Raw genomic sequence first — 24,975 nt, forward strand, 5'->3', positions numbered from 1 at the left:
TTCATACCACTCAAGGAATGAATATAGGCACAACCGAAAGAAACTCAAGACAAACGAAAAATCCAGCTAAGCTCAAGTAAACAAATGAAAAAGGCCGCCCAAGGCGACCCAATTCAAACTAACAAAATTGTGTGGTGGCGGAGACGAAGGGATTCGAACCCTCGAGACCCTTCCGGGCCTACTCCCTTAGCAGGGGAGCGCCTTCGACCACTCGGCCACGTCTCCAAGGACGGGTAATAATTAGATGCCACTGGAGACACAAGGCTTTTCTTCTGCAACCTATCATTTTTACAAAACGGCGAGACGTGTTGATTTTAAACGATTTTCGCCAAATTTTGTCGTTTTCATTCAATACAGAGCCCGAATTACTGCCATTTTCCGCCCTTACCCCGCCGTTCACCCTCAGCAGCACAGGATCGCATTTGTCGACGGTGCGACGGATAACCCAGGTCTGCCGTCCTCCGCAGACTTGTTGCCGCTTTGGCGACTGTTGTGAATGCTATGGGAAGCCGCTTTTCCAGTGGCCAACTTAAATCCTGTCCCACATAGTATTTTCGCTGATCACCCGTGTGTTGATTTGGCGAACACACTGGCGCGCCGGCCCGGCAAAGCAGCGTAAATCATCAGTGTTGCACAAAGATATATGAAGTTAAAAAACAAGGCTTTGAGAAAACGCTGCACGCTATTCTCTTTTGGTGCAATTGTTGCAAGCACCATTTCACTTTCCGGCATAGCGCAGCCCGTGCGTTCCAATACGGATGACAGTGAAATGCTGCTCAGGCGTTCTTTGACAGACATGGGTTATATAAGCGTCGACATTAAGCCATGCCGCATTTCATTCGCACGTGAGTTTGCACCAAACGAAGAGAACAATGGTTTCTTCAAATATGTCAGATCAATTGACTTGCGGAACTTACGTCTGGATGAGCTCACATATGTGAAAAAAAAGCGAGCGGGCCGGACTTCTTTTTACGAAATTTCGGCGCCATTCAACACCAAATACGAAAACGCATACCGTGCCGTGCCGTGCCGTGACATTATTCAGAATGTGGGTGCGCGAGTATTACCCTGGCCTTGACTGGCCATATGAGCGCCTTGCGGACCATGATGCCTTTTCACTGATTATTGAAACGAAGCTTAAAGAACTACTTCCGGATATCTCCAAAATGAATACCTGGACACGTTTCGCAAGATTTGGCCCGGTCACGAGTTTTCCATTTAAGTTCAGATTGAATTTCAACGACCCGTTGCCGCTGTCGAAATTTCGGCGCGCAATGCTTGCGCAAGCCGGGATAAACGGCTGCACAAACCTGGAAACCGGACCTGCGACGCCAGATCGCCCCGAGATTGACCTGTGATTTGTCTCTGAAGCTGCGCGGCGCGCGACCTGCTTGGTTGCGCGCGGTTCCAACGGTGGACAATTGCACCAGACAGGCCTAATTTCCGGGCGAGACTGTGCCCGTGCCACCAGGGAAACCACTCTGCACAGCGGCATCTGCCCAGGCACACAGCGACACTGCCCAATTCTAAGCGGAAGGCCATTTGTCTGAATATGCTCATTAAAACTGGAACTACTCAATGACCCGCGTATTGATCCCTTCTGGCGCTCTGGGGCTGGGTTACGACCGGGACGCGTTGATGGCGGGCATTGCCAACAAGCCCGATGTCATCGCGATCGACGGCGGTTCAACCGACAGCGGCCCGTCCTATCTTGGCCACGGAATGTCAAAATATTCCGCCGCCTCCACCAAAGCAGAATGGCGCGGGCTGATGCAGGCGCGCGCGCAGGCCGGGGTGCCTCTGATCATTGGCACCGCCGGCACATGCGGTGCGGACCAGACGGTCGACTGGCTGTTTGAGATCACCAAAGAGATCGCTGAAGAACTTGGCCAGGAGTTGAAGGTCGCCCTGCTCTATTCGGGACAGAGTGCTGCGACTGTGCTTACCGCGCTTGAAAACGGACGGGTCACCGCCCTGCCAGCGGCGCCCGCGATCAATGAAGACATTATCAAAAGCTGCAGCAATATCGTCGCGTTGGCCGGTGCTGAGCAAATACAGGCGGCACTGAACACTGGCGCTGATATCATCATCGCCGGCCGCACCACCGACACCGCAATCATTGCCGCCCTGCCGCTGATGCGCGGCGATCATGCCGGGGCGGTCTGGCACGGGGCCAAAGTGGGCGAATGCGGCGCAATAGCAACGACACAGCCCGGCACAGGCGTTATCCAGCTGGACTTTGATGCGACCGGCTTCACCATCTTCCCGCTGGCGGAAACCGCCCGGGCGACGCCCTATACGGTGTCGGCTCATATGCTGTATGAAAACACCGACCCTTATATTCTGTATGAGCCGGGCGGGCACCTGGACGCGACCCGGGCCTGTTATACTGCGCTGGATTCCCGCACGGTGCGGGTTGAGGGCTCTGAATGGATCCCGGGTGCGTACACTGTAAAACTCGAGGGCGCCCGCATTGCCGGCTATCAGTCCGTCTGTATGGCGATCCTGCGCGAACGGCGTTATGTGGAAAACGCCCGCCAATGGGCCGATGACATCGTCGCGCAATGTTGCGCCAAAGTGGAAGACCGGTTGTCCCTGCCCGCGGAAGCGTTTGACATTGAGATCCGTCTGATTGGCGTGGATGCCACCCTGGGCGCGCTGGAAAGCAAAACCAGCACCCCCCATGAGGTTGGCGTGATGGGCATTATTACGGCGCAGTCTGCAGAGCTGGCGCGGGAGATCGGCAAAATGCTAAACCCCTATCTGCTGCACCACCCGCTGATTGAGGATGAGCCGATGCCGACCTTCGCTTTCCCGTTTTCTCCGGCGGAAATGCAACGGGGCGCGCTGTATGAATTCTGCCTGAATCACATTATGGCGCTGGACGCTCCGATGGACGCGTTCCGCCTCGAAGTAAGAGAGACAGATCATGGCTGAACTGGGTGAACTGGTCGAAAAAGTCCGCTCCAAAAATGCCGGGCCGTTCTGGCTTACCATTGACGTGTTTTGTGGCAGCCCGGAAATGTTCCGACGTGTGTCCGCGACGTTGAAGACCGCCGACGTTGCCCGGCTGTTTTCCGTGCCCGCAGAGACCATGAAGCGGTTTGATATCGACTCGTTGAATGTGGTGAAGTTTTCTTTGCCACGCCCGGTGGTACAGGGCACCCGCCAGGACCGCGATATGCATGGCGCGCAATGGGCCAATTTGCTGGCGGAGCTGACGCTGGCTGAATAGGGCCGGCTGAACGGGCGCCGGCTGCGTGGCGACTGGCTGAGTGGACGCTGGCCCTGCAGCCGTTGGCAGCTTTGACAAAGGCGGCCCCGGGTCCGTACCCCGCTCCTGCACCCCGGTTCCGTACTCCGCTCCTGTGGCCTGCCCCTGATCCCTGCCCAAGGCAGGGTCGGCCCGGAGCGGGGCGCACGCCCTCCCCTGCAGCCTGCCGGCGACAGGTGTGGCGCTGCTGTGCTGGCCTCAACGGATCTATGAATGGGAGGCGGCGTTCTCCGGGTCGGGCAGCAGATGGGCCAGAAGTGCACTGAGATGTTGCGCCATTTCAGCGCTGAGACCGGAAAACTGGCTGTCGATCTCGCTGCGGTACACGTCCCACATGCGGGTGCGCATAGCCTTGCCTGCAGCGGATAACTTCAACACCCTGCCACGCCGGTCCTGCGGCGAGGTCGTTTGCTCGATCAGCCCGGCATCCATCATTTTATGGGCCTGGCGTGAAAAACTCGACTGCTCAAACAAGAGCTTGCCTTCCAGCGCGAAGGGACGCAGCCCCTCCTCGGCGCGGTCAAGCTCCTGCAAAACATCATACCATTTCAGATTGGGCAGGCCTTGCTCTGCAAGCGCCCGTTCTGATGCCCGGTAGATCCGGCGCTGAACCCGGTTCAGAGCGGTCCAGGCCTGCTCCTTGGCGGCAAATTCGGTCATGTAAACATTCCTCCTGGCGCACTGGCTGCTGGAGCCGTGCGACGCCCGGGCGCCTGTCAGACCGGTGAGTGAAACCGACTGATGCCGCTGCGGTGATGGATTTCGTTGTGAGCCATTGACCATTTAAAACGCGGCGCATGTTTGTCCAGGCCGGTGCCGGAAATTCGCACCTGCACGCCATCAGATTTCAGCGACATAACCAGACGGGCAGCAATGCATCAGCTTGCAGCTGCCCGCCGGAACACTCAGCTGAGCGTCGCGAGGTGGCCCATAAACAAGCCCTTGACCGCCTCAGACTGCACCCCCATGCAGACCTGGATCGCAGGACGGCCCACGGCGCGATCAGCAATGGTCAGCCCGATTTCCTCGCCCTCACAGACCACCCGGACGGGCACGTCGCGCATTTCAAAAAGTTCGGGATGGGTGCAGGCAATCACTGCGGCGGGGTCATGCAGCGAACAGCCGTCAAACTTGCCAACGGTTTCATAGAAATGCAGATAGAACACGCTCATTTCCTGCAGCATGCCACCCAGTTCCGGCGCCGCTTTGGCGATGGCGCTGAAATCGTCGCTAGTGCAGAGAATGCGGTGGGTCACATCAAGACCGACCAGGACCACCGGCGCGCCAGAGGCAAAAACGACCTCAGCCGCATGGGGGTCATGATAGATATTGGCTTCGGCATGCGGGGTGATGTTGCCACCCTCTTCCAGCGAGCCGCCCATTATGACGATGCGCGCCACGTTGGTGACAAACTCCGGGTCAAGCTGAATGGCCAGCGCGATATTGGTCAGCGGGCCGATCGGACAAACCACCAGCTCGCCTTTGTGTTCACGTGCCATGTGGCAGAGAAATGCGGCGGCACTTTCTTCAATCGCCTTCGCGACCGGTGTTACGGCGGGAATATCGCCAAATCCTTCAGCGCCGTGCACATGTGCTGAAGGGGTAAACGGCGGCATTTGCAGCGGCCCTGTCGCCCCTTCTGCCACCGGCGCATCAACACCAGCAGCTTCCAGCAGGCGCAGCGCATTGCGGGTGGCCTGCTCGGTGCGTACATTGCCAAAAATCGACGTCAGACCCAGCAGTTCAATCTCTGGGGCTGCTGCCGCATAAAAGATCGCCATCGCGTCATCCACACCGGGATCTGTATCAATAATCAGCTTTACCATGTCGTGCACCATTCCTGTTGAAGCGGTGAGAAATAACACTCACGTTCCCGCAAACACAAGCGGGTTTTACCCATAAAAAAGCCCCCCGGATTTGCCGGGAGGCCGTGACATCATTTCAGTGACGATTATTTGTTGAACAGGAAGTGCAGAACGTCGCCGTCTTTGACGCCATAGGCTTTACCCTCTGCGCGCATTTTGCCGGCTTCTTTGGCCTTTGTTTCACCACCCAGAGTGACAAAGTCGTCATAGGCGATGGTTTCGGCGCGGATGAAACCTTTTTCAAAGTCACCGTGAATCACACCGGCGGCCTGAGGCGCCAGCGTGCCCTGACGGATGGTCCAGGCCCGCGCCTCTTTGGGGCCGACAGTGAAATAGGTTTCCAGATGCAGCAGCTGGTAACCGGCGCGGATCAGCCGATCGAGCCCGGCCTCTTCCAGTCCCATTTCAGTCAGGAACATCTCTGCCTCATCGGCATCCAGCTGGCTGATCTCTTCTTCGATCTTCGCTGAAATCACCACCGAGGCCGCGCCCTGTTCCAGCGCCATTTTATGCACCGCATCCGACAACGCGTTGCCTTCCGAGGCTTCATCTTCGCCAACGTTACAGACATAGAGGATCGGCTTGGTGGTCAGAAGCTGCAGCATTTTCCAGGCTTTGGCGTCGTCTTCATCGACCTCCACGTAGCGCGCCGGACGACCCTCTTCCAGCATCGCGATCGCAGCGCGCATCAGGCGTTCCTGCTGCACCGCTTCTTTGTCACCGCCACGCACTTTGCGGGTGATGTTCTGCAACCGTTTTTCGATCGATTCCATATCGGCCAGCATCAGTTCGGTTTCGACAACCTGTGCGTCCTCAACCGGGTTCACCCGGCCTTCAACATGGGTGACATCGCCGTCTTCAAAACAGCGCACCACATGGGCGATGGCATCACATTCGCGGATATTGGCCAGAAACTGGTTGCCAAGGCCTTCGCCCTGAGAGGCGCCTTTGACCAGACCGGCGATATCCACAAAGGTCATCCGGGTGGGGATGATGTTTTTGGACCCGGCGATTGTGGCCAGTTTGTCCAGACGCGCATCCGGCACGCCCACGTCCCCCACATTGGGTTCAATGGTGCAGAAAGGAAAGTTGGCGGCCTGTGCGGCCGCGGTTTTTGTCAATGCGTTGAACAGGGTCGATTTGCCGACGTTCGGCAGGCCCACAATTCCGGTCTTAAAGCCCATCACGGCCTCCTGATCTGATTTTCCCCGCTTCTAGGGTCTGGAGGCCGCAAGAGCAAGCTTTGTTGGCCTGCACCGCCTTGTTAGGCGCCCGGTCGCGTGGCCTGCATCGCCTCGCGGAGCGCAAATCCGGCCTGCCAGTCGGCCAGCGCCGGACGCCCTGCACGCCAGTCACGGTCAGCATGGCGAAAATCAAGATATTCCAGCGCGGAACCCACTGCGATCTGCGCGATGTTCAGAGGGCCGGACAACTGGCCAATGTTGTTTTGCTCAATGGCATCCAGAGCGCGGGTGACGCGAACCCACTGGCTTTCGACCCAGGTCGCAAAGACCAGCTCTTCCGGGCGGACCCGTGTCTCATAAACCATCATCACCGCCGCATCCATGATCCCGTCCGCCGTGGCCTCAAGCGTCAAGATATCCCACAGTTCGGGCGCCACAGGATAAAGACTGCCCCCGGCCAGATCATCCAGGTAGCGGGTGATCACCCGGCTGTCATAGAGCGCCGTGCCATCCGCAAGCAGCAGGCAGGGTATTTTCCCAAGTGGGTTCTGTGCGGTCAGCACCGGGCTTTGTTTCAGCGGTGTGCTGCCAACTTCGACTTGTTCAACCCGGTCAGCCAGGCCCAGTTCCAACAGGCAGACCCGCACCTTGCGGGCAAACGGCGACGCCGCAGACGTATATAGTTTCATCATCATGATCCTCTGAATTCGCCTGGCCAACGGCCCGGGCCTTTGGCCACAGCTGTGCCTGATTTTCCACCCGGCGCAACCTTTTTCACCGTTTGAATTATCCTCACCGCTCTTGCCTGCGCAGCAAACCAATGGTGCCGCTTCGCCGCCGGAGCGCACAAACCCTTCGCTGACCGTTGAAATGCTCAGGAATTCACCCCGGGCACAGCGCGAATCCCGCCTCCCGGCCAGGAACTTCCACAATCCTCGCCACTATCGCATTGATTTCGCCCCCTGCTTGCAGCACAACAATGCGAACTTCCAGGGGGCTGACATGACCAGAATCAACGATAAATTCGCCGAATTGAACGCTGCCGGGAAAAAGGCCTTTGTGTCTTATGTCATGGCCGGCGATCCTGATTTCGACACCTCGCTTGAAATCGTCAAGGCACTGCCCGGCGCTGGCGTCGACATTATTGAACTGGGCCTGCCCTTTACCGACCCGATGGCGGACGGTGTAATCATTCAGCTGGCCGGGCAGCGCGCCCTTGCTGCCGGCATGACGCTGAATAGAACACTGGAACTGGCGACGGAATTCCGCAAAGGCGACAACACCACGCCGATCGTGCTGATGGGCTATTACAACCCGATCTATTCACACGGTGTCGACAGGTTCCTGGTTGACGCCAAAGCTGCTGGCATTGACGGGCTGATCGTGGTCGACCTGCCGCCGGAAGAAGACAGCGAGTTGTGCATCCCGGCCCAGGCAGCGGGGATGAACTTTATTCGGCTGGCAACCCCAACCACCGATAACAAGCGTCTGCCCAAAGTGATGCAGAACACCTCGGGTTTTGTCTATTACGTCTCGATCACCGGCATCACTGGCGCCGCCGAGGCAGAAGCGGTGAATGTTGCCCCCGAAGTGGCCCGGATCAAAGCGCAGACCGATCTGCCGGTGATCGTGGGTTTTGGCATCAACACGCCGGAAAAATCCGAAGCCATTGCAGGCATCGCGGATGGGTGTGTGGTTGGGTCGGCCATCGTCAAGGAAATCGGTGCCGGAAAATCGGCCAGCGAAGTGGCGGCTTTTGTCAAATCACTGGCAGACGGCGCCCACCGCGCCTGATTTCAGAGGGCCGGTTGTTCAGGGCTAGGAGGCCGCTCAGGGTGAGACTGCCCGGTCCAGCTTTGCCGCACAGATAAAGTCGTTGTCGCTGAGCCCGCCGCTTTCGTGGGTGGTATAGGTGACGGTGCAATAGCCCCAGCCAAAAGCGGTATCGCTGTGATGGCCGGTCTGGTCCGACAACCAGGCCGCCAGATTGGCCGTATAGACCGCTTTGGCAAAGGCTTTGAATTTGAAACGCCGCGAGATTTCTGTGCCGTCCGCGGACAGGGCCCAGTCTTCATGCAGTTGCGCCATCATCTCTTTTACCGCCTCAGTGCCGAGCGCATCAACGCCACCGGCACAGGCTACGCAGTCTTTGTTCGCCAGATCGCTTGTGTTTGTCATATCAGTCATCCTTTAACCCGCTTGTTTATCAATGACGGGGTATAACGGGGCAAATAACCCCAATGTTTTTGCACGCGCGACATCAGCCAAAAGGTCACGCTCCGCCACCGCGAACAGATCATCCAGATCCTCGATCACAAAATAGACCGGCTGATGGATGTCGATCCGGTAGGGCGTGCGCAGAATATCCTGCACATCAAACGGGCGCCGCTGGGGCACATCACTGCCGACACTATACATCAATTCGGTGCGGGATGACGACAGGCCGGATCCCAGCGCTTTGATCTTGCCCTTCACCCGGGTCAGGCCAAATTCAATAGAAAACCAGTAGAGCCGGATCAGCCAGGCGTAATCCGATTTGTCCGCCGCCTGCCCGGCACGCCCGATCGCCTGGGAAAACTCGGCAAAACGCGGATCAGCAAGCAGCGGCGTGTGCCCGAAGATTTCGTGAAAGATATCAGGCTCCTCAATATAGTCGAAATCTTTGCGGCTGCGGATAAAGGACGCCGCCGGAAAAATGCGCTGCGCCAGCAGGTCGAAAAACTGCGCAAATCCGATCAGCGCCGGCACCGGCGTAACCTGCCAGCCGGTCAACGCGCGCAGCGTTTCAGAGACATCATTGCATTGCGGCACCCGGTCGGCGGGCAGGTTCAGCTTGCTGTATCCGGCTAAGACCGGCGGCGCCGAGCAACGTTTAACATTCGGCATCTGGGCGGCAAACAGGTCGGTCCAGACTCTGTCATCATCAGCGGTATAAGCGATATTGCCGTCTTTATCGGGCATGCGGGCTGCATAGGCGCTTGTTTTGACCATAAGACCCTCCATTCATCTAAGGGTATTTTACCGCAATTTGAGGGAAATTATTCACCTCATAGCCTGAATTCTGGCGCCATTTGGAAATTCTATTTCTGAAATGCAGCAATTTGTGAAATAATTGATCCATGATAAAAATAGATGAATTCGATCAGGCGATCCTGCGGCAGTTGCAACTGGACGGCAAAATCAGCGTTCAGGACCTGGCAACAAAAACCAATATGTCGGCCTCGCCCTGTTGGCGACGGGTGCGGCGGATGGAAACCGAGGGCACGATTGACCGCTATGTCGCGGTGCTGAATCCAAGAAACCTTGGCCTGCAGGCACTGGCTCATGTGCATGTGTCGCTGATGGATCACACGGAGCAGACCATTGCGACATTCGATAATTTTGTTCAGACCCAGGACCAGATTGTTGAATGCAGTTCGATCACCGGTGACAATGATTATGTGCTGAAAGTGGTGGCCGAAGACCCGGAGGCCCTGGAAAGCTTTATTATGAAAAGCATTCTGCGCCTGGGCATCGTGCGTTCTTCCATGACTAATTTTGTGCTGCGCCGCACCAAAGAGACCACAGCCCTGCCCGTCCGGCTGCAGCTTCCTGACCGTTAAAGCTGCGCAGATCCTGCCCGCCATCTTTTCATTGCATCAAAACTGGCAAATTGGTAACAGGACTTAACCAATTCCGGAAAAATGGACGCTGAAATGGCTGTGATCACCAATAATGACGACCTGAAACGCATCTATCGGCGGCGCGTTCCGAAAATGTTCTACGACTATGCGGAATCCGGAAGCTGGACTGAGCAGACCTTTCGCGAGAATACCAGCGATTTTGATCAGTTGCGCCTGCGTCAGCGGGTTGCGGTCGATATGTCTGATCGAACTACCGCTACAAAAATGGTCGGCCAGGACGTAGCGATGCCGGTGGCGTTGGCGCCAGTCGGGATGTTGGGCATGCAATGCGCGGACGGCGAGATTAAAGCGGCAAAAGCGGCCGAGAAATTCGGCGTACCGTTCACCCTGTCAACCATGTCGATTTGTTCCATCGAAGATGTGGCGGAAAACACCACGCAGCCGTTTTGGTTTCAGCTTTACACCATGAAAGACCAGGACTATCTTCGCCGGTTGATTGAACGCGCCAGGGCTGCGAAATGTTCGGCGCTGGTGATCACGCTGGATCTGCAAATTCTGGGCCAGCGGCATAAGGATCTGAAAAACGGCCTCTCCGCCCCGCCCAAGCTGACGATCCCCACCATGATCAACCTCGCAACCAAATGGCGCTGGGGCCTTGGCATGCTGGGCACCAAACGTCGCGGATTTGGCAACATTATCGGACACATAGATAATATCTCCGACCCGTCATCGCTGATCCACTGGACCGCGAGCCAGTTTGATCTGACGCTCGACTGGGACAAGATCGCAAAAATCAAAGAGATGTGGGGCGGCAAGGTGATCCTGAAAGGGATCCTCGACGCTGACGACGCCCGCATGGCTGTCAAAGTCGGCGCTGATGCAATCATTGTGTCCAACCACGGCGGCCGCCAGCTGGACGGGGCGATTTCATCAATTCGCGCGCTGCCCGCGATCCTTGACGCGGTTGGCGACCAGGTCGACGTCTATCTCGACAGCGGTATCCGCTCGGGCCAGGACGTGCTCAAAGCCATCGCCATGGGTGCCAAAGGCACGATGATCGGCCGCGCCTACATCTATGGCCTGGGCGCGAAGGGTGAAGCGGGCGTGACCCGGGCGCTGGAGTTAATGCACAAAGAGTTGGATGTTTCGATGGCGCTGTGCGGACACCGGGATCTTAACCAGGTCGACCGTGATATTCTGCTGGTGCCAAAAGGGTTTGAAGGCGACTGGGTCTAGGCTGCGGCCTCTGACCGGCGCAGCAGGACCAACAGGCCTGGCACCAGGGCCATCACCGCCGCCACAAAGACAAATGACAGGCGCAAACCACCGGTTTGCGCCACAAACCCCATCACCGGCGGCCCTATGAAAAAGCCGAAGTAACCGATCACGGCCGCCCGTGAAATGGCCCGGGCCCTGTCCGCTTCCGCCACCCGGCGACCAATCAGGGCAAATACCATCGGAGCAACAACGGACACACCCAGCCCCAGCAACGCAAAGCCGGCATAGGCCATAGCAGGGTTTATTGCCGCCGCCGCTACCAGCGCTCCGGTGACCGTCAGCACGGCGGCACACAAGACCACCTGCGCCTCGGCAAAACGCGAGGTCAGCAACTGGCCGGCAAACCGCCCGAACGCCATAGTGAAACCAAGCATTGCCGGCCCCAGCGCCCCCTCAGCCGCACCACCGCCAAGGGTACGTTCGATATGAAGTGCCGCCCAGCCTTCGGTTGCGTTTTCCGCGAGAAACCCGGCCAGAATTATCAGCCCGCCCCACAAAACAACACGCGGAAAACGCCTGTTTCCGCTCGTTTCAGCCCCGGCAGAAGCAGCCGGCGCATCCCCCAGCATGTTGCCAGAGGACAGCAGCACCAGCAGCAACAACAGCAGAAAGAGCCACTGCGGACCCAACCCGGCATCCCGGGTCATGCCGGCTGAAATCGCCGAAAATCCGTAAGCAAGTGAAAACACGCCGTGATTCAGGTTCATCAGCGAGCGGCCAGACCGCGCTTCAACGCCACTCAACCAGCTGTTTGAGACCACGTCCAGGACACCTGCCCCTGCCCCGACAAACACCATCAGCCCGGCAAAGGCCCACAGGCCGCTCACCTGGACCGGCAGCTGCATCGCCAGAGCGAAAAACACCATCGAGACCAGCAACGTATAGCGGCCCAAAATCTGTTCGACCCTGGGTGCCAACCACATCGCTGTGAGCGCGCCAACCGCCGGAAACAGCAACACCAGACCATAGTCCGCGTCACTGGCAGCGATGGCCTCTTTCAAATACGGCACATAGGCGGCAAAAGCCCCCCAGAACACGCCCTGGGCAGCAAACGCCGGCAGGATTCGACGCGACTCGCGGATGGAATTGAATATGCTCATTTCACAGACAAATGCGAATGTTTGCTCCCAAAGCAAGCCCCAAAGTGGCCGCGCAGTATCCTGGTTCGAATCCTCTTTCCAACCAGGGTGAAACCGTCTATACGCGCGCATTCACGGGCCCTACACCCTTGGAGGAGGGCCCTTCACACCAAAGGAGACCTATTATGGCTGGTGAGATTCCTGATTTTCACGCTGTGGTACGTACGGGGACAGGCAAGGGGGCCGCTCGTCAAGCTCGACGTGAGGGCAATGTACCTGGCATCGTATATGGCGGTGGTTCTGATCCTGTTGCGATCAACATCCCGTTCAATGTACTGCTCAAACGTCTGAAACAAGGACGTTTTCTGTCGACACTGTTCAACTTGAAAGTTGAAGGCCAGGACGACGTGCGCGTCATCTGCCGCGGCGTTCAGCGTCACGTTGTCAAAGATCTGCCGACCCATGTTGACTTCATGCGTCTGCGTCGCACCTCGCAGGTGAAACTGTTCATTCCCGTTGAATTCATCGGTGAAGAAGAGTCCCCCGGCCTGAAACGTGGCGGCGTTCTGACTGCTGTGCGTTCGGAAGTTGAACTGCTGGTCACAGCTGGCGATATCCCCGAAAAGATCACTGTGGATGTGTCCAAAATCGATATCGGTGAAGTGCTGCACATTTCTGATGTGACACTGCCTGAAGGCGCGACAGCGACCATCGACCGTGATTTCGTCATCGCTAACATTTCCGCCCCGTCGGGTCTGAAATCGTCCGACAACGAAGCTGGTGACGAAGAAGAAGCAGCTGCAGAGGTTGTCGAAGAGTAATCTTCCCTCTTTTCAATATTTTAAAAGGCGGCCTGCGGGTCGCCTTTTTTATTGGGTGCGCGGATTTGCCCCGCGCAACACGCGGCATCCAGACCAATGCGAACAGAAAGATCCGCCCGCAGGTGATTGAAATTCTGCGCCCGGAGCAATAGTCTGGAGCCAACTGGACACAGGTAAGGCAGCCGTATTATGCGTCTCTTTGTTGGGCTGGGAAATCCTGGTACAAAATATCTCCGCCACCGCCATAACATCGGGTTTATGGCAGTGGACCGGCTTGCGGACGACCATGGGTTCTCGCCCTGGCGCAGCAAGTTTCAGGGTCAGGTCAGCGAGGGAAAACTGGGATCAGAAAAAGTTATCTTGTTGAAACCAGAGACATTTATGAACTTGTCCGGACAATCGGTGGGGGAAGCGATGCGGTTTTACAAGCTGGAATCCCATGACGTGACGGTGTTCCACGATGAACTTGATCTGGCGCCGGGCAAAGTGCGGGTCAAAAGCGGTGGTGGCCATGCAGGGCACAACGGTTTGCGTTCGATCCATCAGCATCTTGGGCCGCAATATGACCGGGTGCGCATGGGCATCGGCCACCCCGGGCACAAAGACCGTGTCGCCGGTTATGTGCTGCATGACTTTGCAAAGGCTGATGAAAACTGGCTTGATGATGTGATGCGCGGCATTTGTGATGGCGCGGTGTCGCTGGCGGCAGATGATACCTCCCGCTTCCTCAATGCGGTGGCGCTGCGGGTCAGCCCGCCAAGGTCCTCGACCAGCCGGCCCGGGGCCGGATCCAAAAAGCCGGACGGCAAATCAAGCAAGAACGCGGCTCCAGCGGCGGCAGCGACGCAAACCAGCACGGCAAAACCAGCGGTGGTTGTCGAGCCGGCAGACAGTCGTAACGCACTGCAAAGGTTAGCAGATAAGTTCCGATGACACTGAAGCAGGCCTTTCACCGCCAGGCGGAGGCCTGTAGCGAATTGGGTTCCCCCTTTACCGCGTGCCTGTTGCGGCTTTGCGGCGACAGGTTGCGCGCCGGAACGCCCCTCACAGATCGACTGTTTGCCTGGCCCGGAGACATTTCCGGAGCGGGTGCCTCACTCCCCTTGCGGCTGGCCGGTGGGCTTCATGCGCTGGTGAGATCTGGACAATCCGTTGACCTTTCAGCCGCTTACCCGCCCAATGACGTGACCGATGCCACGCTGTGGCCGGCTGTGGAAGCGGCGATGGACGCGCATCACGATTTCCTCAACCGCTGGATAGACTCGCCACCGCAAACCAATGAGCTGCGCCGCTCGGCCGTGCTGATCGCGGCGGCGCATTGGCTGACGGATCACTTTCAAATGCCGCTTGTGCTGTCTGAACTCGGGGCCAGCGCCGGGCTAAATCTTCTTTGGGATCAATATGATCTGGAGATTAACGGTGCGCGTTGGGGTCAGAACCGCGCCCATCTTACCCTGCGCCCGGACTGGCGTGGCCCCACACCACCGCAGGCGCAGGTACAGATCAAAGAACGCCGGGGGATTGATCTTAACCCCCTGAACCCACAGGATGAATCTGACCAATTGCGGTTGCTGTCCTATCTCTGGGCCGACCAGGATGAGCGCATCAACAACACCAGAAAAGCGTTGCAATTGCCGCCGGCACCGGTGGACCAGGGCGACGCGGTGGACTGGCTGGAGCAACGACTGAACACGCCGCACCCCGGCCATATCCATTTGATCTACCACACCATTGCCTGGCAGTATTTTTCCGCGGAACGCCAGCAGCGCGGCGAAGAAATTATCGCGCAGGCACTGAAAAATGCCACCCCCGATGCCCCGGTTGTGCGCCTTTCGGTGGAGGCGGACGGCGACGTGCGCGGCACAGGCGGCGCCGCGATCACCGCACAGATTTCCCCCGACCCTCACCCTGTCCCCCTTGGCCGCACCGATTTTCACGGCCGCTGGACCGACTGGGCTCCACCGGAGATATCCCCATGAAACCAGTGACTTCCCGCAATGTTCTCGGCGGCAGACTGTCGCCCTGCTCCCGTGACCCGATGACAGGTTTTTTCCGCGACGGCCATTGCAACACCTGCAAAGAGGACCAGGGTTCACACACCGTCTGCGTGGTGATGACGGCGGAATTTCTGGCCTGGTCAAAATACGTCGGCAACGACCTGAGCACCGCAAAGCCGGAGTTCGGGTTTTACGGCTTAAAACCGGGCGACAAATGGTGCCTTTGTGCGGTGCGGTTTTTACAGGCCTGGGATGAGGGCTGCGCGCCTTCGGTCGACCTGTCCGCCACCCACGAGCGGGCGCTGGACGTGGTCAGCCTCGCGGCGCTGAGACAAAGCGCGCCGTCGGACGAATGAAATCGAAACGCTGCGCACGTATGTGAAAATTGCACAAAATACGGCCCGGGTTGTGCAAAACCGGCAACAGACGCGAACATCGGCGGAGCCGCAGCGTTTTTTCAACGTCCGGCGTTTGCCCGGGCGGGGGCTGGTGTCAACGCTGCTACCTCAAGCCCGTCCGCCATCAGCTCATCAATGAACAGCGACAGTAACTGCGCGTGGCTGCTGACGCCGGCCTTGCGGTAGATGGCATTGGTCTGCGCTTTGACCGTGCCCTGAGACCGGTCGCGCAATGCGGCAATCTCAGCGATGCCCATGCCCTTGATCGCGAACAGCGCCACATCCCGTTCCGCCCGCGTCAGCCCCCATTCGGTAAAGCGCTGGCTCAGAAGATCGGCAAATGCCCCCGAGACCGCACGCAACTGTGTGCTGGCCCGGGCCGAGGCGCGCAGCGAATGGCGCAGCACCAGAGCGGCCGGAATAACGCCCAGCACCAGGCCCACTGCGGCGCCAATCTGCAACAACTCGCGGGTCTGCCAGGAAATTGGGTTTGACCGGGAACCGGAGATGGTGAGCAAAATGTCCGACACGAAAAACACCGCGCAGGCGACCTGGATGAAAACGGCCAGAAACAGAAGAATACGGACGGTCAAATTAGCACCCGCCGATCAGAGGGAGAATCATTCGTCATCATCTCCGTCGTCACTGTCATCGCCGTCATCACCATCGTCTTCGTCATCGCCGTCGTCACTGTCATCGCCGTCGCCACCATCGTCATCATCGTCGTCGTCGTCGTCATCGTCGTCGTCATCGTCACTGTCGCCCGAGGAACCGCTGTCGTCATCGTCATCGTCATCCCCATCGTCATCCCCATCGTCAGAGCCGTCGTCGCCGGAGCCGTCATCGCTGCTTCGGTCCTCATCATCACCGTCTTCGTCCTGACTGTCAGCGCCGCCAGCCTCATTGTCGTTTTCCCCGACAAACAGATTGAGCAGCGCGGCATCGACGCTGCTGTCGTCCTCCAGAGACCAGAGATCGCGCAGAATTTCTCCGGTCCTCGGATTCAGGATGATCTCGCGTCGTGACCCCGGCGCGGTGGCAATGATTCTGGTTCTGCCCAGCCATGTTTTGCTGATCTCGACTCTGTCGAAACCCTGGCTTTCCAGCTGAGGAAGGATCTTGTCCACGATGCTCCCGGCATGGGCCAGCAATGGTGTCATTCCGGCCAGCACCAGGACCATCAGGAATTTTCGACAGATCATAGCTCACACCTTCAGTTTCAGAGCCTCCCCGCCGGATACGGAGAGCTCACTTTTTTTGATGATACCGGGCGTATCAGGTTTGTTGAAGCTTACGCGTCTTAATCCTCGCCGTCATCACCACCGTCATCATCACCATCATCGTCGTCATCGTCATCGTCATCATCGTCGTCATCGTCGTCATCATCATCGTCGTCGTCGTCGTCGTCATCACCATCGTCGTCGTCGTCGTCATCGTCATCATCGTCGTCGTCATCATCATCATCGTCATCATCATCGTCATCATCGTCGTCATCGTCGTCATCATCATCGTCATCGTCGTCATCGTCGTCAGACTCTTCGATCTCCTCGGAAATCAGCGTGCCGTCTTTATCATAGACCCGCTCAATCTCACGCTCGCCATCGTCGCTTTCTTCCCGCAGAAGGTTGCCGTCGAGATCATAGACGCGCTCAAGCTCACCAGCGTCGCCGCTGGCTTCGATGCGGATGCGGAACAGGCCCCGTTTGATTTCAAGCTTGCTGTAACCTGCTGTCGAAAGTTCGTTGACCAGATCGGTGACAAACGGATCCGTGCTCTCTTGCGCCCGGGCTGTACTGCCCATCAAAGTGGCGACGACACTGAGTGTGGCGATCATATTGGTTTTCATTGTGCTTTCCTATACGTGCTGCTCACGCCAGAGGGTGGCGCAGCCTCATTCGGACCGGGAATGAACGAAAAATCTATATGCTGAAGGTTTAGATTCTGGCGCATAAACTCAGGTTTATGCGCTGTTGCGTCCGGCGCCACATCTTTGACACAGCATAAACACAGTGCGGACACCCCACCTGGAAACCGGGGTTCTGTCCACGGCATCTGCGGATGCGCAGGCGTCGGGCGATGCCAGCGTCAGGGCGCTGCACGTGGCGCCAGATCACAGGCGCAGCTGTCGCCAGGGCAAGACCATAGAGGAAAAGAAGGGATCACCTGGCAGGATCGCAGCCGCGCAGGACGCGGCTGTATTGCGCGGCCCGGTGGGGGGCCGCGCCCGTTGCAGGATGGCGCCCGGCTTCAGTCGCCCTGTTCCATGTCAAAACCAAGATGTTTGGCGACGGCAAAAATGTCTTTGTCACCGCGACCGCACATGTTCATCACGATGATGTGGTCTTTGGGCAGATCAGGCGCGATTTTCATCACATGGGCCAGCGCATGGGAGGGCTCGAGCGCCGGGATGATGCCTTCCTGCAAACAGCAGAACTGGAACGCCTCCAGCGCCTCTTTGTCGGTGATCGCGACATATTGCGCCCGGCCGGTGTCGTGCAGCCAGGAATGTTCCGGGCCGATACCAGGATAGTCCAGCCCGGCGGAGATCGAAAAGCCCTCCAGGATCTGACCGTCGTCATCCTGCAGCAGATAGGTGCGGTTGCCGTGCAAAACACCCGGACGGCCGCCGGTGAGCGAGGCGCAGTGCTCCATCTTGTCGTTCACACCTTTGCCGCCGGCTTCCACGCCGATCAGATTGACACTTTCATCGTCAAGGAACGGAAAGAACAGCCCCATGGCGTTGGAGCCACCACCGATCGCAGCGATCAGCGTGTCGGGCAGCTTGCCTTCGCCTTCGTGTTCCTGAAACTGCTCGCGCACCTCTTTGCCGATGATCGACTGAAAGTCGCGCACCATCGCAGGATAAGGGTGCGGCCCGGCGACGGTGCCGATACAGTAGAAGGTGTTCTCGACATTGGTCACCCAGTCGCGCAGCGCATCATTCATCGCGTCTTTCAGCGTGCCACGGCCCGAAGTGACCGAGATCACTTTTGCGCCCAGCAGGCGCATGCGGAACACGTTGGGCGCCTGGCGCTCCACGTCATGGGCCCCCATAAACACCACACATTCCAGGCCAAAGCGGGCACAGACAGTGGCGGTGGCCACCCCGTGCTGCCCGGCGCCGGTTTCGGCGATGATGCGGGTTTTGCCCATGCGGCGCGCCAGCAAGATCTGGCCCAGCACGTTGTTAATTTTATGGGCGCCGGTGTGGTTGAGCTCGTCGCGCTTCAGATAGATTTTGGCGCCGCCCAGTTCTTCGGTCATGCGTTCGGCAAAATACAGCGGGCTGGGACGGCCGACATAATGTTTCCACAGGTCGTCCATTTCGGCCCAGAAACTGTCGTCGGTCTTGGCGCGCTCGTATTCTTCTTCCAGCGACAGGATCAGCGGCATCAGGGTTTCTGAAACAAAGCGGCCACCGAATTTGCCAAAACGGCCATTTTCATCGGGGCCGTTCATGAAGCTGTTAAAAAGATCGTTCATCGCGCCGCTCCTGTTGGGTTACATCGCGTTTACAGAACCGGGGCGGCACGGTAAAGCCCGGCTGTTATCTCCGGGTGCAAAAGACCCGGCGACGCCCTGCCCCGCGGCGCTCTGCGCGTCCAAAAGGGCCTCAGCGATGATCATCGGCCAAAGTGCTGCCGCAGGGGCGCACAAGGTAGAGAGCGGGCATTTGTGTGGGTCTCAGACGCGGGTGTCAGCTGCGGGCGGCGGCGGTAAAGGCGCACGCGGGCGTGCGGATGTCAGCTGTGGGCGGCAATGGGGCGCCCGACGCGGGCAGCGGTGCGGGTGTCAGCTGCGGGCCGAAGCGCTGGGGTCAACTGCGGGAAGCCGTGCGGCGTCAACTGCGGACAGCGGTGCGGGTGTCAGCTGCGGGCGGCCACAGTAAAAGCGGCGATTTTGGCGGCATCTTTCACGCCGGGGGCGCTTTCCACCCCGGAGCTGAGATCGAGCTGGCGCGCACCAGTCATCTGCACCGCCAGCGCTGCATTTTCAGGGGTAAGTCCGCCGGCCAGCATCCAGGGTACGGTCCAGTACTTGCGGCTGATAAGTTTCCAGTCAAACGCCAGCCCGTTGCCTCCGGGCAGCGCCCCATCTTTGGAGACTTTGGCGTCAATCAAGATCTGATCCGCCACGTCACTATAAAGCGCGATCTGCGCCAGATCCGCCTCGTCACGAATGCCGATCGCCTTCATCACCGGCAAGCCATAGCGGGCTTTGACCTCGGCCACGCGTTCCGGTGTCTCCTGCCCGTGAAGCTGCAGCATATCCAGCGGCACCGCATCGGTGATGGCGTCCAGCTCGGCGTCACTGGCATTGACCACCAGCGCCACCTTGGCGATGCCCACCGGCACTTCAAGCGCCAGCGCGCGCGCTTCTGTAATGGACACATTGCGCGGCGACCTGGCGAAAAACACAAAACCCACGTAATTCGCCCCGGCAGCCGCAGCGGCTGCAACGTCGGCGACTGTGCGCAAGCCGCAGATTTTGACTTTGATATCTTTGTTCATAACAACCGCCTAGCGTGTGTGGCTGGTATCTTCAAGCAAGGCCAGCACCTCATCGGCAGGCGACTTACTGGCATTGTCTTTCAGCCGGCTGACTTCGCGCTGAAGTTTTTTGGTTTCGCGCCGCCCGGACGAGGCCGCCGCCCGGTGTTTGTGCTCGCGCATCCATTCCCAGACAAAACCGATCAGCAGGCCGGCAACGATGCCGGCAAAGATGACCAGGAACAGTGGCAGCGTGACCGAAAAACTATAACCGCTCAGATCGGCAAGTTCCCGTGGCAGCAGGTTCAGGGTCACTGTGGCGCGGTTGGCCAGCGCCACGGTGATCAGGGTGACCGCAATCGCGGCCAGGACAGCATAGCGGATATAGCGCATAAAGGGGCCTTCGTTCTCAGTCCTCGTTCAGCCGGTCGCGCAGAAGCTTGCCGGTTTTGAAAAACGGCACGTGTTTCTCTTCGACATCAACCGCCTCACCTGTACGCGGATTCCGACCCACACGCGAGTCACGTTTTTTCACGGAAAAAGCACCAAAGCCGCGCAGCTCGACCCGGTCGCCACGCGCCATGGTCTCGATGACTTCTTCAAAAATAGTATTGACGATACGTTCCACGTCACGCTGGTAGAGATGCGGGTTTTCATCTGCGATTTTCTGGATCAGTTCTGATCGGATCATTCTGTTCCCCCCTGGGTTCTGGCTAGCGTAAATCTTCGTATTCTCAACAGGTTCAACTATACCGTAGAAGGCACCCTCGCAAACAACAAGCATCTCTTTGGAGCTAATTTCGCCTGATTTTCTCGCTCTCCGGCGGTTTCGGGCGCAAATTTCACCGCCAGACACCGGTGCCGGCGGTACAGCACCGGTTTTGCACCCGCTGTAACCCTGTGATTCGCGACAAAAAAACGGCCCCACCGGAATGGGGCCGTTCAATTTCAAGTTACCGCCTGAGGCGATTTCTGCGACGATCAGTCGTCGGAGCTCAGAGCCGCGCCGAGGATATCGCCGAGCGAAGCGCCGGAAGCGGAAGAGCCGTACTGAGCGACTGCTTCTTTTTCTTCTGCAATCTCGCGGGCTTTGACCGACAGGCCCAGACGACGGGTTTTCTGATCAACATTGGTGACGCGCACGTCGACCTTGTCACCAACCTGGAAACGCTCAGGGCGCTGGTCAGCACGGTCACGCGACAGGTCGGAGCGACGGATGAAGGATTTTGCGCCTTCATAGTCAACTTCAACGCCGCCTTCTTCGATTGCAGTCACCTGAACGGTGATGATCGAACCGCGTTTCACGCCGTCGGTTGCACCGGAGAAGCTGTCATCCATGGCTTTGATCGAGAGCGAGATACGCTCTTTGTCGATGTCCACTTCGGTAACCTGGGCTTTGACCAGATCGCCTTTGCGGTAGTTCTGGATCGCATCTTCGCCGCGCTCGTCCCATGACAGGTCGGAGAGGTGAACCATGCCGTCGATTTCGCCGGGCAGACCGATGAACAGACCGAATTCGGTGATGTTTTTAACTTCACCTTCAACTTCGGTGTTCTCAGGATGTGTTTCAGCGAACACTTCCCATGGGTTGCGCATGGTCTGTTTCAGACCAAGAGACACACGACGTTTGGCCGGATCGATTTCCAGAACCATCACTTCTACCTGCTGCGAGGTGGAAACGATTTTGCCAGGGTGCACGTTCTTTTTAGTCCAGGACATTTCAGAGACGTGAACCAGACCTTCGACGCCGGGCTCGAGCTCAACAAATGCACCGTAATCGGTGATGTTGGTCACACGACCGGTGTGGGTGGTTTCCAGCGGGTATTTGCCTTCGACCAGAGTCCACGGATCGTCCTGCAGCTGTTTCAGGCCGAGGGAGATACGGTGGGTCTCTTTGTTGATCTTGATCACCTGAACCTTGATGGTTTCGCCGATGCTCAGGATCTCACGTGGGTCGTTTACACGACGCCATGCCATGTCGGTGACGTGCAGCAGGCCGTCAACGCCGCCGAGGTCAACAAACGCACCATATTCGGTGATGTTTTTAACAACACCGTCAACTGCGTCACCTTCGGTCAGTTTGCCGATGATTTCAGCGCGCTGTTCCGCACGTGATTCTTCGAGGATAGCGCGACGCGAAACAACGATGTTGCCACGACGACGGTCCATTTTCAGAATCTGGAACGGCTGCTTCAGACCCATCAGAGGGCCGGCATCGCGCACGGGGCGCACGTCAACCTGGGAGCCGGGCAGGAAGGCCACGGCGCCGCCGAGGTCAACCGTGAAGCCGCCTTTGACACGACCAAAGATCGCGCCTTCGACACGCTCTTCGTCTGCATATGCTTTTTCCAGACGATCCCAGGCTTCTTCGCGGCGGGCTTTGTCGCGCGAAATAACAGCTTCGCCACGGGCGTTTTCTACGCGGTCGAGGTAAACCTCAACTTCGTCGCCAACAGCGATATCGGGTTCTTCGCCAGGATTTGCGAATTCTTTAACGTCAACGCGGCCTTCCATTTTATAGCCAACGTCGATGATGGCCTGACCTGCTTCAATAGCAATGACAGTCCCTTTGACAACCGAGCCTTCAGCCGGTGTATCAATTTCGAAGCTTTCGTTCAGAAGGGCTTCGAAGTCCTCCATAGAGATGTTTTGAGCCATGTGGTCTCAGTTTCCTTTACAACGATTTTTCTGGCCGTGCGGTTGTCTCCGCCGGTCTTTGGGGTTGGTCTGCTCCCGCCTTCTGCGCTCATAAACAATAATGGCCGGCAAATATCCCGACCCTGCTCATTCATGTCTGCGACTCTGGCGGCCTCTTCGACAGGGCGGCTTATAGTGCGAATGGTGCTGCAAAGCAAGGGCATGGGCCAGGATTTGAGCCGGGACCGACACGCGGATTTCCGGCCCGGGACTGCCCGTTTGAGTCTGGTCTTTGTCAGTCATTATTTGGCGGCACAACCTCCGCCTCTCCCGGTGCCAAAGCCCCGCCTCTCCCCGCCCCCACAGGGCAAGAACGACCGCGCAATATGGGGAAAATAGTTGACCGGATGGTAAGCATAAGCTTACGGTAAGAAATGACTTACCAATTAGCAATTTCTGCGCTCGCCGACCCCACCCGCCGTCAGATCCTTGAACTCCTGCGCGCCAGGCCGCAGCGGGTTGCCGATATTGCCGCCCGGTTGCCCGTCAGCCGGCCGGCGGTGTCCCAACATCTGAAAATCCTCTGTGATGCCGGTCTGCTGGAGGTCACGCCCAGGGGGGCCAGCCGGATTTACCGGCTCAAACCAGAGGGCAGCGACGAATTGCGGGCCTGGCTGGATCAGCTGTGGGGAGATGCGCTGCAGGGGTTTCAGGAGTATGTTGAACAGGAGGTGAAAGATGATTGATCCCATTGTGAAAGAACTGACGGTGCCGGTTGCCCCGGAGCGTGCCTTTGACATTTTCACCCGCCAGATCGCGCAGTGGTGGCCGGGTGCCAGTCATTCGCTGTCGGCAAGCGACGGCAAATTGCCCAGAAACATCACCATGACCCCCGGCGTCGGCGGTTGCATTGAAGAGGAGCTGTATGACGGCAGCCGGGCCAGCTGGGGCGTGATCACCGAGTGGCAACCGGGCCGGAAGCTGGCCTTCAGCTGGCATTTGCGCCGCCCGGAGGCTCAACAGACCCATGTCAGTGTCGAGTTTTCAGCCTCCGGGTCCGGCACCCTTCTGCGGCTGGTCCACTCAGACTGGGACAATATGGGGGCGGAAGCGGCCGCGGCACGCGAACAATATCAGTCTGGCTGGGACGTTGTGCTGATCGAGTGTTTCGCCGGCGCGGCGGTGTGATCCACGCAGAGCCGCTGCGGCCGTGGCGGCCTGATGATCACATTCCGGTTGTTAACTGGCTGGCTGTGGAGGATGCGGAGGTTGTCGAGGATGTCGAGGATGTCGAGGATGTCGAGGATGTCGAGGATGTCGAGGATGTCGAGGATGTCGAGGATGTCGAGGATGTCGAGGATGTGGGTGACGGAGTTCCGCAGCGCCGCAAGGCCAGAATCCGAAAAAAGGCAATATATGCTAATATTATGGCAGGATAACAATATCAGCGCGGATTGAGGGAAAGAGTGACATGACATTCAACGAAGCCATCGCCCTGCAGCCTCAATGGGTTCAGATCTGGCTGAACATTCTGTTTGCCGGCGCTTTTGTACTGCCGCTGAGCCTGTTGATCTGGCGGGTGAGCCGGATCAGCGGCGTGATTACCCTGCTGTCCAGCATCCTGGCCGGTCTTGCCACCTTCTGGCTTTACGATTTGTTTGGCTATGTGCGGCTGCTGGGGCTGGGTCATATTGTGTTCTGGACGCCGCTGCTGATCTGGCTCTGGCGGCGCACAGGCGTGGGCGATTTCCCGGTGCTGCCACTGTGGATCACCCGGTTGGTAATCTCCGTTGTCGCCATTTCGCTGGCATTTGATTATGTCGATCTGCTGCGGTACCTCGCGGGCAACCGCGCGCCGTTCTGAACCGCCCCCACAGGAAGTCCGCCATGATCCGCCCCATTTCCATTGCTGAGGCTCTGCCCGTGCGCCAGTCGGTACTCTGGCCCGGTCATCCGCTCGATCATGCCCGGGTGCCGGGGGATGAAGCGGCCCGCCATTTCGGCTGGTTTGACGCTGCTGACCTGATTGCGGTGGGGTCTCTTTTTCAGGACGGCCCCTCTGTGCAGCTGCGCAAATTCGCCGCTCTGCCCGAGGTTCAGGGCCAGGGCATTGGCACCGCTTTGCTGACACATATGGTGGCGGAGTGTCGCGGGTCCGGCGCCGGTCTGCTGTGGTGTGATTCACGGCTGGACGCGATGGGATTCTATGCACGGCTGGGGTTCACCTCAACTGGCAGCGCATTTGAAAAACGTGGCCGCCCCTATCACCGGATGCAGCTGCAGCTGTGTTGAGCGCAGGCCCAGGCCGCGTGTTCGTCAGGCGAAAGTT

31 protein-coding genes and 1 tRNA gene are annotated in these 24,975 nt (G+C 58.2%); 16 read left to right on the forward strand and 16 right to left on the reverse strand.

Translation table 11 applies throughout. From position 1 onward, the window contains the following. Window positions 1–135: 135 nt before the first annotated feature. Window positions 136–225: transfer RNA gene (locus DWA01_RS14170), tRNA-Ser, on the reverse strand. A 418-nt stretch (window positions 226–643) separates the two neighbouring features. On the opposite strand from DWA01_RS14170, the gene DWA01_RS22980 reads away from it, so the two are divergent. From DWA01_RS22980 to DWA01_RS14190, 4 genes are all read left to right on the forward strand, one after another. After that, window positions 644–1,078, forward strand: coding sequence for a hypothetical protein (locus DWA01_RS22980; RefSeq protein ID WP_136057758.1), 435 nt, complete (start codon window positions 644–646; stop codon window positions 1,076–1,078). Beyond that, window positions 1,047–1,358, forward strand: coding sequence for a hypothetical protein (locus DWA01_RS14180; protein ID WP_114286468.1), 312 nt, complete (start codon window positions 1,047–1,049; stop codon window positions 1,356–1,358). Before DWA01_RS22980 ends, DWA01_RS14180 begins: the two co-directional genes overlap by 32 nt. A 220-nt stretch (window positions 1,359–1,578) precedes the next feature. Beyond that, the gene (locus tag DWA01_RS14185; RefSeq protein WP_114286469.1) at window positions 1,579–2,937 is read left to right on the forward strand and encodes an acyclic terpene utilization AtuA family protein; all 1,359 of its coding nucleotides are present in this window, start codon (window positions 1,579–1,581) and stop codon (window positions 2,935–2,937) included. After that, window positions 2,930–3,235 carry a DUF4387 family protein gene (locus tag DWA01_RS14190; protein ID WP_114286470.1) on the forward strand — a complete coding sequence of 102 codons (306 nt, stop codon included), beginning with the start codon at window positions 2,930–2,932 and terminating at the stop codon, window positions 3,233–3,235. Before DWA01_RS14185 ends, DWA01_RS14190 begins: the two co-directional genes overlap by 8 nt. A gap of 246 nt (window positions 3,236–3,481) precedes the next feature. Here DWA01_RS14190 and DWA01_RS14195 read toward each other — a convergent pair whose 3' ends face one another. From DWA01_RS14195 to DWA01_RS14210, 4 genes are all read right to left on the reverse strand, one after another. Next, on the reverse strand, window positions 3,482–3,934 hold the full coding sequence (locus DWA01_RS14195) for a MarR family winged helix-turn-helix transcriptional regulator (protein ID WP_160116055.1): 453 nt from the start codon (window positions 3,932–3,934) through the stop codon (window positions 3,482–3,484). Between the two features lie 245 nt (window positions 3,935–4,179). After that, window positions 4,180–5,100, reverse strand: a complete 921-nt coding sequence (locus DWA01_RS14200; RefSeq protein ID WP_114286562.1) for a nucleoside hydrolase — start codon at window positions 5,098–5,100, stop codon at window positions 4,180–4,182. 125 nt (window positions 5,101–5,225) lie between these two features. Next, window positions 5,226–6,323: a redox-regulated ATPase YchF gene (gene ychF / locus DWA01_RS14205; RefSeq protein ID WP_114286472.1), complete on the reverse strand. Its 1,098-nt coding sequence runs from the start codon at window positions 6,321–6,323 to the stop codon at window positions 5,226–5,228. A gap of 80 nt (window positions 6,324–6,403) precedes the next feature. Continuing rightward, window positions 6,404–7,012, reverse strand: coding sequence for a glutathione S-transferase (locus DWA01_RS14210; RefSeq protein WP_114286563.1), 609 nt, complete (start codon window positions 7,010–7,012; stop codon window positions 6,404–6,406). A gap of 313 nt (window positions 7,013–7,325) precedes the next feature. On the opposite strand from DWA01_RS14210, the gene trpA reads away from it, so the two are divergent. Then, window positions 7,326–8,117 carry a tryptophan synthase subunit alpha gene (gene trpA, locus DWA01_RS14215; protein ID WP_114286473.1) on the forward strand — a complete coding sequence of 264 codons (792 nt, stop codon included), beginning with the start codon at window positions 7,326–7,328 and terminating at the stop codon, window positions 8,115–8,117. Window positions 8,118–8,153: 36 nt separating this feature from the next. On the opposite strand, the gene DWA01_RS14220 is transcribed toward trpA, so the two are convergent. Together DWA01_RS14220 and phhA are read right to left on the reverse strand one after the other, a co-directional pair. Beyond that, complete coding sequence (locus tag DWA01_RS14220) at window positions 8,154–8,501, reverse strand: 4a-hydroxytetrahydrobiopterin dehydratase (RefSeq protein ID WP_114286564.1); 348 nt, start codon at window positions 8,499–8,501, stop codon at window positions 8,154–8,156. 12 nt (window positions 8,502–8,513) lie between these two features. Then, entirely contained in the window at window positions 8,514–9,314 is an 801-nt protein-coding gene (phhA, locus tag DWA01_RS14225; RefSeq protein ID WP_114286474.1) for a phenylalanine 4-monooxygenase, read from the reverse strand. 128 nt (window positions 9,315–9,442) lie between these two features. Between phhA and DWA01_RS14230 the strand changes: the two genes are divergently transcribed. Then, the gene (locus tag DWA01_RS14230) at window positions 9,443–9,925 is read left to right on the forward strand and encodes an Lrp/AsnC family transcriptional regulator (RefSeq protein WP_114286475.1); all 483 of its coding nucleotides are present in this window, start codon (window positions 9,443–9,445) and stop codon (window positions 9,923–9,925) included. Window positions 9,926–10,018: 93 nt separating this feature from the next. Further along, window positions 10,019–11,182, forward strand: a complete 1,164-nt coding sequence (locus tag DWA01_RS14235) for an alpha-hydroxy acid oxidase (RefSeq protein WP_114286565.1) — start codon at window positions 10,019–10,021, stop codon at window positions 11,180–11,182. Here the strand turns inward: DWA01_RS14235 and DWA01_RS14240 are convergent. Next, complete coding sequence (locus DWA01_RS14240) at window positions 11,179–12,324, reverse strand: MFS transporter (RefSeq protein ID WP_160116056.1); 1,146 nt, start codon at window positions 12,322–12,324, stop codon at window positions 11,179–11,181. The genes DWA01_RS14235 and DWA01_RS14240 overlap by 4 nt on opposite strands. Window positions 12,325–12,488: 164 nt before the next feature. On the opposite strand from DWA01_RS14240, the gene DWA01_RS14245 reads away from it, so the two are divergent. From DWA01_RS14245 to DWA01_RS14260, 4 genes are all read left to right on the forward strand, one after another. Further along, window positions 12,489–13,124, forward strand: a complete 636-nt coding sequence (locus DWA01_RS14245; RefSeq protein WP_114286477.1) for a 50S ribosomal protein L25/general stress protein Ctc — start codon at window positions 12,489–12,491, stop codon at window positions 13,122–13,124. 189 nt (window positions 13,125–13,313) lie between these two features. Continuing rightward, entirely contained in the window at window positions 13,314–14,057 is a 744-nt protein-coding gene (gene pth / locus DWA01_RS14250; RefSeq protein ID WP_114286478.1) for an aminoacyl-tRNA hydrolase, read from the forward strand. Beyond that, entirely contained in the window at window positions 14,054–15,103 is a 1,050-nt protein-coding gene (locus tag DWA01_RS14255) for a DUF2332 domain-containing protein (RefSeq protein WP_114286479.1), read from the forward strand. Before pth ends, DWA01_RS14255 begins: the two co-directional genes overlap by 4 nt. Beyond that, window positions 15,100–15,477, forward strand: a complete 378-nt coding sequence (locus DWA01_RS14260; RefSeq protein ID WP_114286480.1) for a DUF2237 family protein — start codon at window positions 15,100–15,102, stop codon at window positions 15,475–15,477. The genes DWA01_RS14255 and DWA01_RS14260 overlap by 4 nt, the downstream gene beginning before the upstream one ends. Window positions 15,478–15,578: 101 nt before the next feature. Here the strand turns inward: DWA01_RS14260 and DWA01_RS14265 are convergent, their stop codons facing one another. The 8 genes from DWA01_RS14265 to rpsA form a co-directional block, all read right to left on the reverse strand. Beyond that, window positions 15,579–16,112: a helix-turn-helix transcriptional regulator gene (locus DWA01_RS14265; RefSeq protein WP_114286481.1), complete on the reverse strand. Its 534-nt coding sequence runs from the start codon at window positions 16,110–16,112 to the stop codon at window positions 15,579–15,581. Between the two features lie 27 nt (window positions 16,113–16,139). Next, window positions 16,140–16,721: a hypothetical protein gene (locus DWA01_RS14270; protein WP_114286482.1), complete on the reverse strand. Its 582-nt coding sequence runs from the start codon at window positions 16,719–16,721 to the stop codon at window positions 16,140–16,142. Window positions 16,722–16,819: 98 nt separating this feature from the next. Continuing rightward, window positions 16,820–17,365 carry a hypothetical protein gene (locus DWA01_RS23330; protein ID WP_200832587.1) on the reverse strand — a complete coding sequence of 182 codons (546 nt, stop codon included), beginning with the start codon at window positions 17,363–17,365 and terminating at the stop codon, window positions 16,820–16,822. Between the two features lie 401 nt (window positions 17,366–17,766). Continuing rightward, window positions 17,767–19,002, reverse strand: a complete 1,236-nt coding sequence (gene trpB, locus DWA01_RS14280) for a tryptophan synthase subunit beta (protein WP_114286483.1) — start codon at window positions 19,000–19,002, stop codon at window positions 17,767–17,769. 383 nt (window positions 19,003–19,385) lie between these two features. Further along, window positions 19,386–20,030: a phosphoribosylanthranilate isomerase gene (locus tag DWA01_RS14285; protein WP_114286484.1), complete on the reverse strand. Its 645-nt coding sequence runs from the start codon at window positions 20,028–20,030 to the stop codon at window positions 19,386–19,388. 9 nt (window positions 20,031–20,039) lie between these two features. Then, complete coding sequence (locus tag DWA01_RS14290) at window positions 20,040–20,402, reverse strand: LapA family protein (protein ID WP_114286485.1); 363 nt, start codon at window positions 20,400–20,402, stop codon at window positions 20,040–20,042. 16 nt (window positions 20,403–20,418) lie between these two features. Continuing rightward, on the reverse strand, window positions 20,419–20,700 hold the full coding sequence (gene ihfB / locus DWA01_RS14295; protein ID WP_114286486.1) for an integration host factor subunit beta: 282 nt from the start codon (window positions 20,698–20,700) through the stop codon (window positions 20,419–20,421). A gap of 290 nt (window positions 20,701–20,990) precedes the next feature. Beyond that, a complete protein-coding gene (gene rpsA, locus DWA01_RS14300; protein WP_114286487.1) occupies window positions 20,991–22,667 on the reverse strand; it encodes a 30S ribosomal protein S1 in 1,677 nt (558 codons plus the stop codon). A gap of 413 nt (window positions 22,668–23,080) precedes the next feature. On the opposite strand from rpsA, the gene DWA01_RS14305 reads away from it, so the two are divergent. The 5 genes from DWA01_RS14305 to DWA01_RS14325 are packed head-to-tail and all read left to right on the forward strand — an operon-like array spanning window position 23,081 to window position 24,938. Then, window positions 23,081–23,392: an ArsR/SmtB family transcription factor gene (locus DWA01_RS14305; protein ID WP_114286488.1), complete on the forward strand. Its 312-nt coding sequence runs from the start codon at window positions 23,081–23,083 to the stop codon at window positions 23,390–23,392. Next, entirely contained in the window at window positions 23,385–23,834 is a 450-nt protein-coding gene (locus tag DWA01_RS14310) for an SRPBCC domain-containing protein (RefSeq protein WP_114286489.1), read from the forward strand. Before DWA01_RS14305 ends, DWA01_RS14310 begins: the two co-directional genes overlap by 8 nt. Continuing rightward, the gene (locus DWA01_RS14315; protein ID WP_114286490.1) at window positions 23,831–24,085 is read left to right on the forward strand and encodes a hypothetical protein; all 255 of its coding nucleotides are present in this window, start codon (window positions 23,831–23,833) and stop codon (window positions 24,083–24,085) included. The genes DWA01_RS14310 and DWA01_RS14315 overlap by 4 nt, the downstream gene beginning before the upstream one ends. A gap of 32 nt (window positions 24,086–24,117) precedes the next feature. Beyond that, the gene (locus tag DWA01_RS14320) at window positions 24,118–24,510 is read left to right on the forward strand and encodes a hypothetical protein (protein ID WP_114286491.1); all 393 of its coding nucleotides are present in this window, start codon (window positions 24,118–24,120) and stop codon (window positions 24,508–24,510) included. Window positions 24,511–24,533: 23 nt separating this feature from the next. After that, on the forward strand, window positions 24,534–24,938 hold the full coding sequence (locus DWA01_RS14325) for a GNAT family N-acetyltransferase (RefSeq protein ID WP_114286492.1): 405 nt from the start codon (window positions 24,534–24,536) through the stop codon (window positions 24,936–24,938). Window positions 24,939–24,975 lie beyond the last annotated feature (37 nt).

The sequence above is a fragment of the Candidatus Halocynthiibacter alkanivorans genome (assembly GCF_003333265.1).
GTDB classification, from domain to species: Bacteria; Pseudomonadota; Alphaproteobacteria; order Rhodobacterales; family Rhodobacteraceae; genus Halocyntiibacter_A; species Halocyntiibacter_A alkanivorans.